Here is a 17,553-nt window from a genome sequence, read left to right as displayed (position 1 = left end):
GGAGAGAACAGAATGGCAATCCTAGATATAGTGAAGCACCCGAACGAAATCCTTGAACAGAAATGTTTGCCGGTGACTAAATTTGATAAGAAGTTAGCGGTTTTATTGGACAATATGCATGAAACGATGGTTGAAAACGATGGTGTGGGCATTGCAGCCCCACAAGTCGGCGTTAATTTGCGCGTAGCAATCGTCGATTTTGCAGAAGGCCAAGAGCCGATTGAAATGATCAACCCGAAACTTGTCTTATTTGAAGGGGAAGATACTGACGTCGAAGGATGCCTTAGTTTCCCAGGGGTTTTCGGCGAAGTATCGCGTCCGGACCACATTAAGATTAAGGCACAGGAACGCGATGGTTCATGGTATGAATTAGAAGCGGAAGGCTACGAAGCACGGGCTATCCAGCATGAAATCGACCATTTGGACGGCATCTTGTTTACGTCGAAAATCACCAAATATGTCACTCAAGAAGAATTGGACGCCATGATCGCAGAAGCGGCAGCTGAAGAGGAGGAGCAGATTTGACGAAAATCGTCTTTATGGGAACTCCGGCATTCTCTGCCCCGATCCTGCGCATGCTCGTAGAAGAAGGTTATGAAGTCATTTCAGTCGTGACACAGCCTGACCGTCCAGTCGGGCGCAAAAAAGTATTGACGCCGACGCCGGTCAAAGAAGAGGCGTTGCGCTTAGGTTTACCCGTTTATCAGCCTGAAAAATTGAAAAATCCGGATGAATTGCAAGTGGTATTGGATTTGAAACCGGATTTGATCGTCACAGCGGCTTTTGGCCAAATTTTGCCGACGGCGATTTTGGAAGCCCCGAAACTTGGATCGATCAATGTCCATGCTTCTTTGCTTCCGGCATACCGCGGCGGGGCACCGATCCACCAGGCAATCATTGACGGCCAGACGGAAACGGGCGTAACAATCATGTATATGGTCGATCGTCTGGATGCAGGCGATATCATTTCCCAAACGGCTGTAGAGATCGGAAAAACGGACCATACCGGTTCGATGTTCGAAAAACTCAGTGCAGCCGGCACACAATTATTGAAAGAAACTTTGCCTTCTATTGTAGAAGGAACGAATAAGCGAATTCCGCAAGATGAAGAAAAAGTGACCTTTGCACGCAATATTTCAAGAGAACAGGAACGCATCGACTGGTCAAAATCGGCTCAGGCCATTTACAACCAAGTCCGCGGACTGCATCCTTGGCCGGTCGCTTATACGACATTCAAAGATGCGAACATGAAAATTTGGTGGACGGAAGAAGCCGATTCTTCGAAAACAGGCAAACCTGGCGAAGTGGTTGAACTAACTGATGAAGCGATTTTGGTGCAGACAGGCGAAGGGATTCTTGCCCTTACGGAACTCCAGCCAGCTGGCAAAAAGCGGATGTCCGCGCAAGATTATTTAAAAGGACCAAAAATCCAGGTAGGAGATTTATTCGAATGAAAAACAAAAAACTTCACGGCAATGTCCGGGATGCTGCCTTTTCGATTCTTTGGGCGGTCGAGAATAAACAGGCATACAGCAACCTGCTTTTGCATCAAACCCTTGAAAATTACGGGATTTCAGCAAAAAATCGGGGCTTGTTGACGGAAATCACATACGGTACATTGCAGCATCAAATGACTTTGGATTATTATTTGGAGCCGTTTATGAAAGGGAAGATCGAACCTTGGGTGAAAATCCTGTTAAGGCTATCCCTTTACCAAATCGTTTATCTGGACCGGATCCCGTCCCATGCAGTCGTCCATGAAGCCGTGGAAATTGCAAAGCGCCGCGGCCATGGTGGAGTCGCCTCATTAGTGAATGGCGTTCTCCGTTCTGTTCAGCGGGACGGCGTCCGTTCGTTCAATGCCATCAGTGATCCGGTTAAAAAGATTTCCATTGAAACAAGCCATCCTGAGTGGATGATCAAACGATGGGCTGAGCAGTTCGGCCTTGAAAAAACGCGTGAAATGGCATTGGAGAACAATAAAATACCGCCGCAGACCGTAAGAGTCAATACCGTAAAAGCGACTCCCGAAGAAGTGATTGAAATGCTCGTTTCGGAAGGATTGGAAGCTGTACAGAGCCCGCTCGTTCCGGAATGCCTCGTCGTATCAAACGGACAGCCGGCGAAAACTTTGACTTTTGAAAAAGGTTTTATCACGATTCAAGACGAAAGTTCCATGCTGCCGGCATACGCCTTACAAGCAGGCCCTAATATGAAAATTCTGGATATGTGCGCCGCACCAGGCGGAAAACCACGCATATTGCTGAAAAGATGGGCAATCAAGGACAACTTTTTGCCATGGACCTTCACCCGCATAAAGTGAAGTTGATTGATGAAACGGCAAAACGCCTCGGCCATTCCATTATTGAAACGGCTGCCGGAGACGGCAAAAAGAGTGTGGAGCGTTTTGGTACAGAGCAATTTGACCGGATATTGGTAGATGCTCCTTGCAGTGGGCTGGGTGTCATCAAACGCAAACCGGATATTAAATATTCCAAAACTGCTGATGATTTTTCACGGCTTCAGGAAATTCAAGTTGATTTATTGGACCAAGCTGCACAACTGTTGAAGAAAGACGGCATTCTCGTCTACAGCACTTGTACAGTCGATTCGACTGAAAACCGGGGGACGGCTGAACGTTTCTTGAAAGAACATCCCTACATGGAAAAAATCGAAGTTTCCTTGCCGGAAACACTCGGTTTAAAGAATTCGGGATTTGTCCAAGTGTTTCCGCAAGATTTTGGAGGAGATGGATTTTTCATTTCCGCTTTCCGCAAAACGCAAACAAGTTAATTCAAGCAGGAAAAGATTTGATTTGATGAGAAATGGGGTGTCGGGATTTGTATCAATACGTCATGGAAAGCGATACTGGAAAGAAAAGAAAAGTGAATGAGGACCGGGTAGCGGTCTTGAAAAGGCCTGAGGGGCTCATGCTGGCGTTGGTAGCGGATGGCATGGGCGGCCATAATGCCGGAGATATAGCAAGTGAATTGACCGTCAGCACATTAAGCCGCATGTTCAATGAAGAACAGCCGGAAGCGTTGATGTCGATTGAAAAACGGAAATCCTGGCTGTCTCTGAATGTCCAATCGGTCAACCGGCTTGTCTATGAGTATGCAGAAACGCATCCGGACTGCAAAGGGATGGGGACCACATTGATCGCGGCCATTTTGGATAAAGAAGAATGCGTGATGTGCCATATCGGCGATAGCCGCGCATATGTGATCGACGGATCGGTTGAGCAGGTCACCCGAGACCATTCCTATGTAAATGTGTTAATCGACAACGGAGAAATCAGCGAAGAGGAAGCAGAAGACCACCCAAAGAAAAACTGGATCGTCAAAGCTCTAGGGACGGAACCGGATATTGATGGGGAAATTCTTCATTTCACGCTGGAAAACTCCTCATATTTGCTTATTTGTTCAGATGGCTTGAGCAATAAAATCACAAAAGATGAAATCGCATCAATTGTCCGTTCATCCATGCCGCTTTCACGTAAAGGGCAGGAAATGGTGAAGCTCGCCAATGATTTAGGAGGAGAAGACAATATTTCATTTGTTCTTCTGTCCTCAAAGGTTGAGGAGGTGTAGCCATGTTAATCGGCAGAAGCATAAATGGCCGCTATAAAATTTTAGAATTGATTGGCGGAGGCGGGATGTCCAACGTATATTTGGCCCACGACATGATCTTAGACCGCGATATTGCCATTAAAATTCTGCGCTACGATTTTTCAAATGAAGAAGAGCTGCGCCGGCGTTTCCAGCGGGGAAGCTTTGTCTACGACCAGTTTGGCACATCCGCATATCGTCAACATCTTCGATGTCGGCGAAGAAGGTTCCTTGCATTACTTAGTGATGGAATATGTTCCAGGAAAAACCTTGAAAGAATACATAATCGATAATTCCCCCGTCGCGCCGGAACAGGCGGTCAAGATTATGAAACAACTGGCATCTGCTTTGGCACATGCCCATCAAAACCAAATTGTACATCGGGACATCAAGCCACAGAACATATTGATGGACGCGGAAGGCAATGTGAAAATTTCTGATTTCGGAATCGCGATGGCATTGAGCGCCACATCCTATACTCAGACCAATTCAGTACTTGGGACGGTTCATTACTTATCGCCTGAACAAGCGGGGCGGAACCGCCAATAAAAAATCGGATATCTATTCTTTAGGGATTGTGATGTTTGAATTGTTGACAGGCAAATTGCCTTTTTCAGGAGAGTCGGCCGTCTCGATTGCGTTGAAGCATCTTCAGACAGAAACACCGTCTTTGCGTGAAATTGTTCCAAGCATGCCTCAAAGTTTGGAGAACGTTGTTTTAAAGGCAACGGCTAAAAATCCGCAGCACCGCTATCAATCGGCCAACGAAATGGAAGAGGACTTATCAACAGTTTTGTTGCCTGAACGCTTGAATGAACCGAAGTTTTCAGCTCCAATTGATGAAGATGCAACACGGGCAATGCCTGCGATTAAAGATCCGGCCGTATATGGCAGCGTCGAAGAAACAAAAACATTGGCACCTGTCAGCAAAAAAGAACCGGCAAAAAAACCGGCAGCACCGCCTGCAAAGAAAAAGAAAAAGAAATGGCCCTGGATTGTGGGCATAGCTTTGTTTTTAGTGGTGGCAGGACTCGTTGCCGCGGTTGCATTCCCAGACTTATTCGGACCGCGCCAAGTGGCAGTGCCGGATGTCAAAGACATGGAACGAGACGAAGCGATTGAAGAATTGCGTTCGCTTGGTTTTGTTATCGGTGAAGAAAAAGAGCAGACCTCTGAAGAAGTGGCAGAAGGCAATGTGGTAAGGACCATACCGGAAGCAGGGAAAATGCGCAATCGTGAATCTGAAATCCAGCTGTTCATCAGTACGGGAAAAGAAAAAGCGGAACTTGCCGATTATGTCGGGCGCAATATTGACCAAGCCATGGAATTGCTGGATCAGCAGAATTACAAATCGGTGGACCAGGAAGAGGAATTCTCGGATGAACCGGTTGGAACCATTTTAAGCCAAGATCCTGAAGCTGGAACAGAAGTCATCATTTCTGAAACGGATATTGAGTTTACCGTCAGCAAAGGCAAAGATATGCGAGAAGTCGAAAATCTATCGGGCTATACGGAAGCGGATCTTAATGAATACGCCCGCTCTTCCGGATTCAATATCCGGATCGTCGATGAAGCATCTTCCGATTCAGTGGCTGCAGGAGTCGTTTTATCGCAAACGCCTGCGGCAGGAGAAGAACTTGAGGCAGGAAGTGATATTATGGTCACCGTTTCATCAGGGCCGGCTGCCTTGCCGATGAAGACTTATATCCATACGATCCAGATTCCGTATGAGCCGGCTGAACCTGCAGCTGAAGGGGAACCGGCCGCCGAACAAAAGGTCGCTATCTATATTCAAGATGAGAATACGACCATGGCAGAACCTGCTGAGGAATTTACCATTACAGAAGACATATCGCGCCGCATCGAACTGCAGATCGCCGAAGGGAAAACTGCAGTCTATCGAATCGTCCGCGACGACCGCGTCATTGAAGAAGAAACGATTGCCTATAATTCAGTGGAATAACCAATTAAAGAAATACCCTCTTTCTTAAAAAGAGGGAATTTCTTTACTTCAATTCAAAAGGAGTGAAAGCATGCCGAAAGGTCAAATCAGAAAAGCGTTAAGCGGATTTTACTATGTTTTGGACGAGGATGGAGAACGATACATCCAATGCCGAGGCCGCGGAGTATTCCGCAACCGCCAAATTTCACCGCTTGTCGGAGACTACGTCGATTACAAAGCGGACAACGATTTAGAAGGGACGATTTTGCACGTTTATGAACGCAAAAATGAACTTGTCCGTCCGCCTATTTCAAACGTGGATCAAGCACTTCTCGTTTTTTCTGCTAAACAGCCGGATTTTCATCCCCTCCTATTGGATCGGTTTTTGACGGCAATCGAATACCATTCCATCGAGCCGATCATTTGCTTAACAAAAATGGACTTGCTGAAAGAAGATGAAAAAGAAAAAATCAGCGAATTTATTGCGGATTATGAGAAGATCGGATATGAAGTCATCCCGACGTATAAAGGCGATTTGGAGCTCCAAGAGCGTCTTATGCCTACTTTAGAAGGGAAAATCAGCGTCTTGGCTGGCCAATCCGGCGTTGGAAAATCAACGCTTTTGAATACGATTTTACCTTCACTGGAACTGAAGACCGACGATATTTCAAAAGCCTTGAACCGGGGGAAACACACGACCCGGCCATGTGGAATTGATCGAAGTGAACAAGGGCTTGCTGGCAGATACACCGGGATTCAGTTCATTTGAATTCGATACGATGGAAAAAGAAGAGCTTTCTGCATGTTTCCCTGAAATGGCGGAAAAGTCGAATGACTGCAAATTCCGGGAATGCCTTCACCTGAATGAACCTAAATGCGCCATAAAAGCAGCAGTGGAAACAGGAGAAATCAAGGATTACCGCTACAAGCATTATTTGAAGTTTTTAGAAGAAATTATGAGCCGAAAGCCGAGGTATTCAAATGATTAAAATTGCACCTTCTATACTAGCAGCAGATTTTTCTAAATTGGGCGAAGAAGTCCGCGAAGTCGAGGCAGCAGGAGCTGACTGGATCCACATTGATGTGATGGACGGCCACTTTGTGCCGAATATCTCATTTGGCGCAGTTGTAATGGATGCGATACGGCCGTTGACGAAACTGCCATTCGACGTCCATTTGATGATCGAAAACGCAGACCGCTACATCGAGGATTTTGCAAAAGCTGGAGCCGATTACATCACGGTCCATGTAGAAGCGAGCCCTCATTTGCACCGTACGATTCAATTAATCCGTTCTTTCGGCGTCAAACCGGGAGTGGTATTAAATCCGCATACGCCGGTTGAAGCGATTTTGCCGATTTTGGAAGATATCGATTTGGTGTTGTTCATGACGGTCAACCCGGGCTTCGGCGGCCAGAAATTTATTGAATCGGTCGTGCCGAAAGTGGAACAGCTGTCTAAAATTATCCGTGATAAAGGCTTGTCCATCGACATCGAAATTGATGGCGGCATCAATGAAGAAACCATTATTCCATGTGCGAAAGCCGGAGCGAATGTGTTTGTGGCTGGATCTGCGATTTACAGCAAACCGGACCGTGCTAGCGCATTGCAGAAAATTAAGAAGGCTGGAGAAGAGGCGATTTCGTGATTGTCGTCGTGACAGCAGGAGGGCCAGCGTCTGAGTTGCCGGATTTCTCGGAATGGGCAGGAGCCGCGTTTATTGGAGTGGATGCGGGGACGATTGTGTTATTGGATCAAGGTATACGCCCGGTTGCGGCTGTCGGCGATTTTGATTCGGTGACAGGTTCTGAGATGAAGCGGATTGAAGCGCTTTTCCCGTCTCTTGACCGAGCAGCTTCTGAGAAAGACGAGACGGATACGGAACTTGCACTCGTGAAAGCGATGGAGTTTTCACCTGTGCAAGTGATTGTTACGGGAGTGACAGGCGGAAGGCTGGACCATTATATGAGTTCGCTTCACGCCATCTACCAGATTCAGCAGAAATTTCCGGATACCGAATTTATGCTGGTCAATCGGCAGAACCGCATCCGTTTTCTGTCACCCGGTTCACACCGGATCTGGGCAAATGAAAAATATCGCTATATTTCCTTTTATCCGTTTGCGGAAACCGTTGAAGGATTTTCATTGACCCATTTTAAATACGAAGTGGACAATGAAACAATTCCTTTCGGATCGACCCGCTTCATCAGCAATGAACTGGATGCAGAAGGCATCATAAAATTTTCAAAAGGCAGTTGTGTCATGATTGAAAGTTCAGATGCAGGAAATGGTTTGAAACAAAGCGATGAAATGAACGCATGAAAAAATGCCAGGCTGACAAAAGTCAACCTGGCATTATTCATGAGCGATTATACGCGCTCAACTTTTCCTGATTTCAATGCTCTCGCAGAAACCCATACACGTTTCGGTTTACCGTCTACAAGGATACGAACTTTTTGAAGGTTTGCTCCCCATGTACGTTTTGTCGAATTCAACGCGTGTGAACGGGCATTTCCGGCGCGGGCTTTGCGTCCACTAACTGCACATACTTTAGGCATGTAAGTCCCTCCTCACAAGTGAAGCTGAAAATTATAATAGAATTTCAGTTCGTTTTTCGTTTCACATACTTTAATAATTTACCACACACATTATTGCTTTGCAACTAATTTTGAAGGTCTTTCAAGAAAAAAACCTTTACACCCTAAACGACGGCTTTTCTTGTATAATGGTTTCATGTAGAATGGAAGAAGTGAAATAGGACTCAAGGAGGAATTCTCATGTCGATTGAATTAAAGAATGAATACGGACAAATCGATATTTCCAATGATGTGATTGCACAAATCGCTGGCGGAGCAGCTATTGAATGCTACGGAATTGTAGGGATGGCGACAAAACATCAGATCCGCGACGGATTAACCGATATTCTGCGAAAAGAAAATTTTGCAAAAGGAGTCATTGTCCGCCAAGAAGATGGAGATCTCTTAATTGATATGTATGTCATCATCAGCTACGGAACAAAGATTTCCGAAGTTGCATATCAAGTGCAGTCCAAAGTCAAATATACGATAACAAAAACGCTTGGCATGCCAGTCAAGGCAGTTAATATTTATGTTCAAGGGGTTCGCGTCACGAATCCGTAAGAGGAGGAAAAAACGGCTATGAAGTCATTAAATGGAATTCAATTCGCGGAAATGGTGCAGATGGGTTCTCACCATCTGTTCCAGAATGCGGACTATGTAGATGCATTAAATGTATTCCCGGTGCCGGACGGCGATACCGGAACAAATATGAACTTGTCGATGACATCCGGCGCGAAAGAAACAAAAGCGAATGCCGAAGAGCATATCGGCAAAACAGCAGGAGCTTTGTCAAAAGGCTTGTTGATGGGCGCACGGGGGAACTCGGGCGTTATCCTTTCGCAATTATTCCGTGGATTCGGCAAATATATTGCTAATGAATCTGAACTTTCTGCTGCGAAATTGGCAGAAGCGCTTCAACATGGAGTAGAAACAGCTTATAAGGCAGTGATGAAGCCGGTTGAGGGAACGATTTTAACCGTCGCAAAAGATGCGGCTGCTAAAGGAATGGAACTCGCGAACAAAGAAGAAGATATCGTCGTTTTGTTTGAAGCAGTAGTAACAGAAGCGAAAGCATCGCTAGAACGTACACCCGACTTGCTTCCAGTATTGAAAGAAGTTGGCGTTGTCGACAGCGGCGGCCAAGGGCTCGTTTATGTATACGAAGGATTTTTGGCGTGCCTGAAAGGCGAACAGCTGCCAGAAAAGCATGCCCATAATACGATGGATGATTTAGTAAGTGCGGAGCACCATAAAAACATTGCAGGCTTTATGGATACGGCCGATATCAAATTCGGTTATTGCACAGAATTCATGGTGAAATTCGAAGAAGGCAAAAAAGAATTCAACGAAGCTGCTTTCCGTACAGATTTAAGTGAATACGGAGATTCGCTTCTTGTCATTTCGGATGATGAAATTGCAAAAATCCATATCCATTCGGAAGAGCCTGGAAAAGTTCTTACATATGGACAAAACTACGGCAGCTTGATCAGCATGAAAATCGAAAATATGCGCCAGCAGCATATCGATATCGTCGGAGAAGGCTTCCAAAAAGCACAGCCGGCTGCCCCGAGCTCGCATCCATATGCGGTAGTCACAGTAGCGATGGGCGAAGGGATAGCAGAACTTCTTCGCAGCATCGGTGCTTCGTATGTGATTGAAGGCGGGCAGACGATGAATCCTTCTACAGAAGACATCGTTAATGCCATCCGTTCGATCAATGCTGAACGCGTACTGATTTTGCCAAACAATAAAAACATTATCATGGCAGCGGAGCAAGCTGCAGAATTGCTTGATATCGAAGCAGCAGTCGTGCCGACAAAAGATGTGCCGCAAGGAATGTCTGCGCTTCTGGCTTTCAATCCAGAGGCATCGGTCCAAGAAAACCTTCAATTGATGGAAAACGCATCGAAGCAAGTAAAGTCAGGGTCTGTGACTTTCGCGGTCCGCGATACGTCGATTGACGGCATCGAAATCAAAAAAGATGACTTCATGGGCATATCAGAAGGCAAAATCGTCATTTCGGATTCAAGCCTCGAGCAGGTTGCTGAAGAATTGGTGAAAAAACTGATTGATGAAGATGCTGAAATCGTCACCATCCTTTACGGGGACGATACAACTGAAGAGGCAGCTGAATCTTTAGGCGCCTTTATCGAATCACTTAACGAAGATGTTGAAGTAGAAATCCATAATGGGAAACAGCCGTTATATCCCTATATTATTTCTGTGGAATAGAAACGAGGAAGGGCTGTCCAATGAGTTGAGCAATCACTTATTGGACAGCCCTTTATTTCTAATAATGCGCAGCAGAATACTATGGCTCCTGCCTCACTGCGCTAGATTTGCCGCAAAAGGAATTCTCCCATATCACTTTTGGGGGCAATTCCTTTTATTTTTGTTAAATAGCGCAAAATCATGTAAACTGAAGCTATAAGTAACCGATAGAAAGGGGTTTGGGCAATGAAGTTCAAATCTGTTTTTGATATTATAGGACCGGTCATGATCGGTCCTTCTTCTTCGCATACAGCGGAGCTGCGCGAATTGGAAGAGTGGCGAGAGATTTATTCGGGCGGCAGCCGAAATGGGCTAAAATCCATTTATACGGTTCATTTGCTGAAACCTATAAAGGCCATAGCACGGATGTGGCAATTGTAGGGGGATTATTGGACTATGATACGTTTGATGAACGTATCAAAACTTCTTTTGAAGAAGCGGAAAAGCTGGGGATGAGCTTTGAATTCATACCGGAGACAGGCCATGTGGATCATCCGAATACTGCGCGCATCGTCATTGGCGACGAGCAGTCGGAAATGTCTTTAATGGGAATTTCCATCGGCGGAGGAAAAATTGAAATTACGGAATTGAACGGGTTTCCTTTGCGTTTATCCGGCAACCATCCGGCCATACTGGTGGTTCATGAAGACCGTTCCGGCTGTATTGCAAACGTAGCGAATTGTTTATATAAATACGATATCAACATCGGGCATATGGAAGTTTCAAGAAAAGAAAAAGGGCATATGGCATTAATGGTCATCGAAATCGACCAGAATGTCGACCGGCAAATACTTGACGAGCTTTCAGACTTGCCGAACATCATGCAAGTCACAAGAATTGCCGATTAAGAAGGGGGTTTCAATTGTGGAAGCATTATTTCGCAATGTAAGAGAATTAGTGGAACGGGCGGAACAAGAAAATAAATTGATTTCAGAAATCATGATTGAACAAGAAATGCTGTTGATGGATCGGTCCCGTGAAGAAATCATGAAACAGATGGACCGTAACTTGACTGTCATGGAAGAAGCGATCGAAAAAGGTTTGAACGGCGTTCATTCGGTTTCAGGATTAACCGGCGGAGATGCCGTCTTATTGCAGGATTACATGAAAAAAGGAAATGCGCTTTCCGGCGACTTGTTATTAGATGCCGTCAGTAAAGCAGTGGCAACAAACGAAGTGAACGCGGCGATGGGCACTATCTGTGCCACTCCGACTGCAGGTTCAGCGGGCGTTGTTCCGGGTACATTGTTTTCTGTGAAGAATAAATTAAATCCGACGCGTGAACAAATGATCCGTTACCTATTCACGGCAGGCGCATTCGGTTTTGTCGTAGCGAACAATGCTTCGATTTCCGGTGCGGCAGGAGGCTGCCAGGCAGAAGTCGGTTCGGCTGCAGCAATGGCTGCGGCTGCAATTGTGGAAATGGCTGGCGGTACACCGCAGCAATCATCCGAAGCTTTTGCCATTACGATGAAGAACATGCTAGGCCTTGTCTGCGATCCAGTGGCGGGATTAGTGGAAGTGCCATGCGTGAAACGAAATGCGATGGGAGCGGCAAACTCCGTCGTAGCGGCCGATATGGCGCTAGCTGGAGTGACGAGCCGCATTCCTTGCGACGAAGTAATCGGCGCGATGTTTGAAATTGGCCAATCGATGCCAAGCGCTTTGCGGGGAAACTGCTAAAGGCGGTCTAGCTGCGACACCTACGGGCAAATGGCTGGAGTCGAAAATTTTCGGTGGAGCAGTGGTAGGCAGTGGGCAGTAAAGATTCTGTCGCCACGTTAAAAGGGGTCGGCAAACAAGCTGCCGAAACACTTCAGGAAATGAAAATTGAAACGATCCATGATCTCATCATGACGTTTCCTTACCGCCATGAAGATTTTCAGCTGAAAGATTTGGCTGATACGCCTCATAATGAACGGGTAACAGTGGAGGGAAGGGTCGAAAGTGAACCTTCCGTCCTTTTTTTAGGGAAGAACAAATCCCGGACGCAAGTGCAAGTCATGGTCGGCAGGCATCTGATCAAGGCGATTTTCTTTAACCAGCCATACGTCAAAGCAAAATTGCATATTGGGGAAATCATCACGTTAACCGGCAAATGGGACCGCGGCCGCCAAGTGATCACGGTGTCCAGCCATACCATCGGGCCGCGTACGGACGGAGTGGATTTTGAACCGGTCTATAGCTTGAAAGGCAGCATCTATCAAAAAACGTTCCGGAAATTGATGCGGCAAGCATTGGATATAGCGAAAACGGATTTGGAAGATTGTTTGCCTGAAAGCCTGCGGCAAACTTATCACCTCATGTCCGTAGGCGAAGCGCTGGAATGTATCCATTTTCCGGTTGATGGCGAAGCATTAAAGCAAGCTAGGCGGCGCTTTGTCTACGAGGAATTATTAATGTTCCAATTGAAGATGCAAGCACTTCGAAAAAAGAACCGGGAAGAAGAAGGCGGCTCGTTTATCGATTACGATTTAAATCGCCTCAAGCAGTTTATTGAAACGTTGCCGTTCGACTTGACAGACGCTCAAAAGCGGGTGGTCAATGAAATCTGCAAAGACATGAAAGAACCTTTCCGCATGAACCGGCTGCTGCAAGGAGATGTAGGATCTGGGAAGACAGTCGTTGCGGCCATTACTTTATATGCGGCTGTAACGGCGGGACTTCAAGGCGCCTTGATGGCGCCGACTGAAATCCTTGCAGAACAGCATGCCAACACGCTTGCCCAGTGGTTTGAACCATTTGGATTGAATATTGCGCTGTTGACAGGATCGGTGAAAGGGAAGAAACGCCAATTGATCTTGGAGAGCCTTGCTTCCGGGGAGATCAATATTTTGATTGGCACCCATGCTTTGATTCAACCGGATGTGCGTTTTAGAAAGTTAGGTCTTGTCATCACGGATGAACAGCATCGTTTCGGCGTTGACCAACGGAGAGTCCTGAAAGATAAAGGCTATAATCCGGATGTGCTGTTTATGACCGCCACCCCGATTCCGAGAACGTTGGCGATTTCTGCGTTCGGGGAAATGGATGTGTCGGTGATTGATGAAATGCCGGTCGGCCGAAAAGAAATCCAAACCTTCTGGATGAAAAAGGATATGTTCGGCAAAATTGTCGGCCGGATGGAAAAAGAGCTGGCTGCCGGGCGGCAAGCTTACGTCATATGTCCGTTGATCGAAGAGTCCGATAAACTGGATTTCCAAAATGCGGTCGATTTGTTCCAGCAGCTCTCAAGTTATTTCCATGGCAAGCATACGGTAGGGTTGATGCACGGGCGCTTGCCTGCTGATGAAAAAGAAGAGACGATGCGCTCTTTTACAGAAGGCGAAATTGCCGTTCTTGTTTCTACCACGGTTGTCGAAGTCGGGGTCAACGTCCCGAATGCTACGTTCATGCTAATCTATGATGCAGAGCGTTTTGGCTTGTCCCAGCTTCACCAATTGCGTGGACGGGTCGGACGGGGCAGCGACCAGTCGTTCTGTGTGTTATTGGCAGATCCGAAGACCGAAGTCGGGAAAGAGCGGATGACTTCCATGACGGAAACGAATGATGGTTTCGTGCTCGCTGAAAAAGATTTGCAGCTTCGGGGCCCTGGAGATTTCTTCGGCCGTAAGCAAAGCGGATTGCCGGAATTTAAAATGGCCGATTTAATCCACGATTACCGGGCGCTTGAAACAGCCCGGAAAGATGCGGAAACGATGATCAACAGCGAAGAATTCTGGATGGGTGAAGAAACCCGGTGCCTTCGTGAACAATTGGAGGAATCGGGAGCATTGGCTCTCGGAAGGCTCGACTGAGAATGCAGGGTTCAAGATAATCCTTGCATTCTTTTTTTGTTGTTTATATACTCATATTAGTACCAAGTGCTAATAGCGGGCGGTGACAATGTGAAAAGACCTAAAAAATTACGGCAAGAAGCGCTGATCCAATCGATCAAAGCAAACCCGTTTGTGACAGACGAGGAATTGGCGATGGAATTTGGAGTCAGTGTGCAGACGATCCGGCTTGACCGGCTGGAATTATCAATTCCTGAACTTCGGGAGCGGATCAAGCATGTGGCCGTAAAAACGTTTGATGACGAAGTGAAATCGTTGCCGATTGATGAAGTAATCGGTGAAATCATAGATATAGAATTGGACGAAAGAGCAATTTCGATATTTGATGTGAAGCCGGAACATGTTTTCCAGCGCAATCAGATTGCCCGCGGCCACCACCTGTTCGCCCAGGCGAATTCATTGGCAGTTGCAGTGATGAACGACGAATTGGCTTTGACGGTTAAGTCTGAGCTTCAATTTTTAAAACCGGTCAAGGCGGGGCAGCGGTTAGTTGCGAAAGCGCAAGTGGTGGACCGCAATCCGGAAAAGAATCGGGCTTATGTAAAAGTCGTTTCTTCAGTGGATCAAGTGACCGTTTTTATCGGTACGTTTGAAATGTACCGAATGACAGAACAAAGTGAAGGTGACGAAGAGTGAAAATAGCTGTAGATGGAATGGGTGGAGACAACGCCCCGAAAGAAATTATAGAAGGGGTCTATAAGGCATTGGACGAATTTCCTGACTTGGCGGTACAGCTGTACGGCCACCAGGAAAAAATGCAGCCTTTCCTTAAAGAACATGAGCGTCTGGAAATCATCCATTGTGAAGAAGTGATCGAAGGGACGGATGACCCGGTTCGTGCGGTTCGAAGAAAAAAGATTCTTCGATGGTGAAGATGGCACAAGCAGTTAAAGAACAGCGGGCCGATGCATGTGTCAGCGCAGGAAATACAGGTGCTTTAATGGCTGCTGGATTATTTGTAGTCGGACGAATTGACGGGGTAGACCGGCCGGCATTAGCGCCGACACTTCCGACAATGGACGGGCAAGGCTTCGTCATGCTGGATATGGGAGCGAATGCGGAAGCGCGGCCGGAACATTTAGTGCAGTATGCTGTCATGGGCAGCATCTACGCTGAAAAAGTGAGAGGGATCCAAAATCCGCGGGTCGGCTTATTGAATATCGGCACGGAAGAGAAAAAAGGGAACGATTTGACGAAAGCGGCATTTCCGCTTTTAAAAGAAGCGCCGATCAATTTCGTTGGAAACGTTGAATCCCGAGATTTGCTGAACGGGGTAGCAGATGTAGTGGTGACGGATGGATTTACCGGGAATATGGTGTTGAAAACGATCGAAGGCACAGCGATGAACGTCTTCTCGATGATCAAAAAAGTCTTTATGTCATCTGCCAAAACAAAAGTGGCGGCATTTCTCGTAAAAGATGAAATTGGTGGGCTTAAAGGGATGTTGGACTATAGCGAATACGGCGGTGCCGGTTTGTTCGGACTGAAAGCGCCGGTGATTAAAGCACATGGTTCTTCCAATTCTACGGCATTATTCAATGCGATCCGCCAAACCCGCACTATGGTGGAATTTGATGTAACGGGAACGATATACAGTACGCTAAAAAAGGAGAACCAAGATGAGTAAAATTGCATTTATTTTCCCTGGGCAAGGTTCTCAGGCAGTCGGGATGGGCGAAAGTTTCCTCTCGGATGAAACGAGCCGAAGCTTTTTTGATCAAGCAGATGCAGCGTTGAGCGTCAATTTATCGGAATTGATGCTTGAAGGGCCGCAAGAAAATTTAACACTTACATATCATGCACAGCCGGCATTGCTGACAGTCAGCGCAATGATTACCGAGCGTTTGAACCGCGCAGGCATTGTGCCGGATTATACGGCCGGCCATAGCTTAGGTGAATACAGCGCGTTGGTCGCATCCGGAGTATTGCCTTTTGAAGAAGCGGTCGCCATTGTCCATAAACGCGGATTGTTTATGAACGAAGCAGTGCCTGCAGGCGAAGGGGCGATGGCGGCGATATTAGGGATGGATAGCGAAGAACTGGAAAAAGTGACAAATGAAGTGACGGATACAGACGGAGTGGTGCAATTAGCGAACTTAAACTGTCCCGGGCAAATTGTCATTTCCGGAACGAAAGCGGGCGTTGAAAAAGCTTGTGTCGTTGCGAAAGAACGAGGCGCTAAACGGGCGATTCCTTTGGACGTCAGCGGTCCTTTCCATTCAGAATTGATGCGCCCGGCTTCTCAGGATTTGTCTCAAGTGCTTAGCCAAACTTTCCTGAAAGATGCAGAAATCCCGGTCATCACAAACGTGGCAGCAAAAAGCGAAACGCATGCGACGCAATTTCAAGATTTGCTTGTACGCCAATTGTACTCCCCGGTTTTATGGGAACAGTCCGTTCGTGAAATGATTGATCTTGGCGTGACGGTATTTGTTGAAGTCGGGCCAGGAAAAGTATTAAGCGGCTTGGTGAAGAAAATCGATCGATCGGTTGTTACATTGCCGGTCTACGACCTGGAATCATTTGAAAAAGCGGTAGAGGAGCTGGGGAAATGAGCAAACTTGCAGGCAAAACGGCGATTATTACGGGAGCGTCGAGAGGAATCGGCGCTGAAATCGCCCGCAAATTTTCAGAAGCCGGCGCAAAAGTGGTTGTGAACTATAGCGGCAGCCAAGAAAAAGCGGAAGCGGTTGTAGCGGAGATTCAGGAAAAGGGCGGAGAAGCCATTGCGGTTAAAGCCAATGTTTCCGATTCCGATGCGGTCAAATCAATGATTGATGAAACGATGAAAGCATTTGGTTCCATTGATATTCTTGTTAACAACGCAGGAATCACGCGTGATAACTTGATGATGCGCATGAAAGACGACGAATGGGATGACGTCATCAATACGAATTTAAAAGGCGTCTTCATTTGCACAAAAGGCGTTACGCGCCAAATGATGAAGCAGCAGGCAGGCAGAATCATTAATATTGCGTCGATTGTCGGCGTCATGGGCAATGCCGGACAGGCAAACTACGTAGCCGCTAAAGCGGGCGTGATCGGCTTGACGAAGACGACAGCACGGGAACTTGCGAGCCGCAATATTACGGCTAATGCCGTAGCGCCAGGATTTATCACGACGGATATGACGGATGCTTTAGGGGACGATATCCAAAAGGCGATGCTTTCCCAAATTCCGTTAGGGCGTTTCGGCAAGCCGGAAGAAGTGGCGAAAGCGGCTTTATTCCTGGCATCTGACGATTCTTCTTATATGACTGGCCAAACCCTTCATCTTGATGGTGGAATGGTCATGTAGCAGGAAATTTTGTATACTGA

At 46.7% G+C, this 17,553-nt stretch carries 12 protein-coding genes and 6 pseudogenes; 17 read left to right on the top strand and 1 reads right to left on the bottom strand.

Annotated elements, in window-relative coordinates:
* The first annotated feature begins 12 nt into the window (after positions 1-12).
* The 8 genes and pseudogenes from def to L0M13_RS11280 all read left to right on the top strand — a co-directional run bounded on the left by def (position 13) and on the right by L0M13_RS11280 (position 7,871).
* Complete coding sequence (gene def, locus L0M13_RS11315; protein WP_235196601.1) at positions 13-525, top strand: peptide deformylase; 513 nt, start codon at positions 13-15, stop codon at positions 523-525.
* Positions 522-1,454, top strand: coding sequence for a methionyl-tRNA formyltransferase (gene fmt / locus L0M13_RS11310; protein ID WP_235196600.1), 933 nt, complete (start codon positions 522-524; stop codon positions 1,452-1,454). The genes def and fmt overlap by 4 nt, the downstream gene beginning before the upstream one ends.
* Positions 1,451-2,793, top strand: a pseudogene (gene rsmB / locus L0M13_RS11305) (16S rRNA (cytosine(967)-C(5))-methyltransferase RsmB). The gene fmt and the pseudogene rsmB overlap by 4 nt, the downstream one beginning before the upstream one ends.
* A gap of 47 nt (positions 2,794-2,840) precedes the next feature.
* Complete coding sequence (locus tag L0M13_RS11300) at positions 2,841-3,590, top strand: Stp1/IreP family PP2C-type Ser/Thr phosphatase (protein ID WP_235196599.1); 750 nt, start codon at positions 2,841-2,843, stop codon at positions 3,588-3,590.
* Between the two features lie 2 nt (positions 3,591-3,592).
* A pseudogene (pknB, locus tag L0M13_RS11295) lies at positions 3,593-5,571 on the top strand (Stk1 family PASTA domain-containing Ser/Thr kinase).
* Between the two features lie 70 nt (positions 5,572-5,641).
* Positions 5,642-6,539, top strand: a pseudogene (rsgA, locus tag L0M13_RS11290) (ribosome small subunit-dependent GTPase A).
* Positions 6,532-7,197 carry a ribulose-phosphate 3-epimerase gene (rpe, locus tag L0M13_RS11285; protein WP_235196598.1) on the top strand — a complete coding sequence of 222 codons (666 nt, stop codon included), beginning with the start codon at positions 6,532-6,534 and terminating at the stop codon, positions 7,195-7,197. The pseudogene rsgA and the gene rpe overlap by 8 nt, the downstream one beginning before the upstream one ends.
* Positions 7,194-7,871, top strand: a complete 678-nt coding sequence (locus tag L0M13_RS11280) for a thiamine diphosphokinase (protein ID WP_235196597.1) — start codon at positions 7,194-7,196, stop codon at positions 7,869-7,871. Before rpe ends, L0M13_RS11280 begins: the two co-directional genes overlap by 4 nt.
* 47 nt (positions 7,872-7,918) lie before the next feature.
* Here L0M13_RS11280 and rpmB read toward each other — a convergent pair whose 3' ends face one another.
* On the bottom strand, positions 7,919-8,107 hold the full coding sequence (rpmB, locus tag L0M13_RS11275) for a 50S ribosomal protein L28 (protein WP_235196596.1): 189 nt from the start codon (positions 8,105-8,107) through the stop codon (positions 7,919-7,921).
* A 219-nt stretch (positions 8,108-8,326) separates the two neighbouring features.
* Here rpmB and L0M13_RS11270 point away from each other — a divergent pair, with 219 nt between their 5' ends.
* The 9 genes and pseudogenes from L0M13_RS11270 (at position 8,327) to fabG (ending at position 17,533) form a co-directional block, all read left to right on the top strand.
* Positions 8,327-8,689 (top strand): Asp23/Gls24 family envelope stress response protein, encoded by a 363-nt coding sequence (locus L0M13_RS11270; protein ID WP_235196595.1) that lies wholly within the window; start codon positions 8,327-8,329, stop codon positions 8,687-8,689.
* Between the two features lie 18 nt (positions 8,690-8,707).
* The gene (locus L0M13_RS11265) at positions 8,708-10,360 is read left to right on the top strand and encodes a DAK2 domain-containing protein (RefSeq protein WP_235196594.1); all 1,653 of its coding nucleotides are present in this window, start codon (positions 8,708-8,710) and stop codon (positions 10,358-10,360) included.
* Between the two features lie 225 nt (positions 10,361-10,585).
* Positions 10,586-11,247: pseudogene (gene sdaAB / locus L0M13_RS11260) on the top strand (L-serine ammonia-lyase, iron-sulfur-dependent subunit beta).
* A 16-nt stretch (positions 11,248-11,263) separates the two neighbouring features.
* Positions 11,264-12,164 (top strand): annotated as a pseudogene (gene sdaAA, locus L0M13_RS11255) (L-serine ammonia-lyase, iron-sulfur-dependent, subunit alpha).
* Positions 12,154-14,196 carry an ATP-dependent DNA helicase RecG gene (recG, locus tag L0M13_RS11250; RefSeq protein ID WP_235196593.1) on the top strand — a complete coding sequence of 681 codons (2,043 nt, stop codon included), beginning with the start codon at positions 12,154-12,156 and terminating at the stop codon, positions 14,194-14,196. Before sdaAA ends, recG begins: the two are co-directional and overlap by 11 nt.
* Positions 14,197-14,286: 90 nt before the next feature.
* On the top strand, positions 14,287-14,871 hold the full coding sequence (gene fapR / locus L0M13_RS11245; RefSeq protein WP_235196592.1) for a transcription factor FapR: 585 nt from the start codon (positions 14,287-14,289) through the stop codon (positions 14,869-14,871).
* Positions 14,868-15,862: pseudogene (gene plsX, locus L0M13_RS11240) on the top strand (phosphate acyltransferase PlsX). The gene fapR and the pseudogene plsX overlap by 4 nt, the downstream one beginning before the upstream one ends.
* A complete protein-coding gene (gene fabD, locus L0M13_RS11235) occupies positions 15,855-16,790 on the top strand; it encodes an ACP S-malonyltransferase (protein WP_235196591.1) in 936 nt (311 codons plus the stop codon). Before plsX ends, fabD begins: the two are co-directional and overlap by 8 nt.
* Positions 16,787-17,533: a 3-oxoacyl-[acyl-carrier-protein] reductase gene (gene fabG, locus L0M13_RS11230; RefSeq protein WP_235196589.1), complete on the top strand. Its 747-nt coding sequence runs from the start codon at positions 16,787-16,789 to the stop codon at positions 17,531-17,533. The genes fabD and fabG overlap by 4 nt, the downstream gene beginning before the upstream one ends.
* Positions 17,534-17,553: the final 20 nt, after the last annotated feature.

This window comes from Planococcus sp. 107-1 (genome assembly GCF_021513255.1).
GTDB lineage: Bacteria > Bacillota > Bacilli > Bacillales_A > Planococcaceae > Planococcus.
This window is presented reverse-complemented; position numbering and strand designations above follow the sequence as displayed.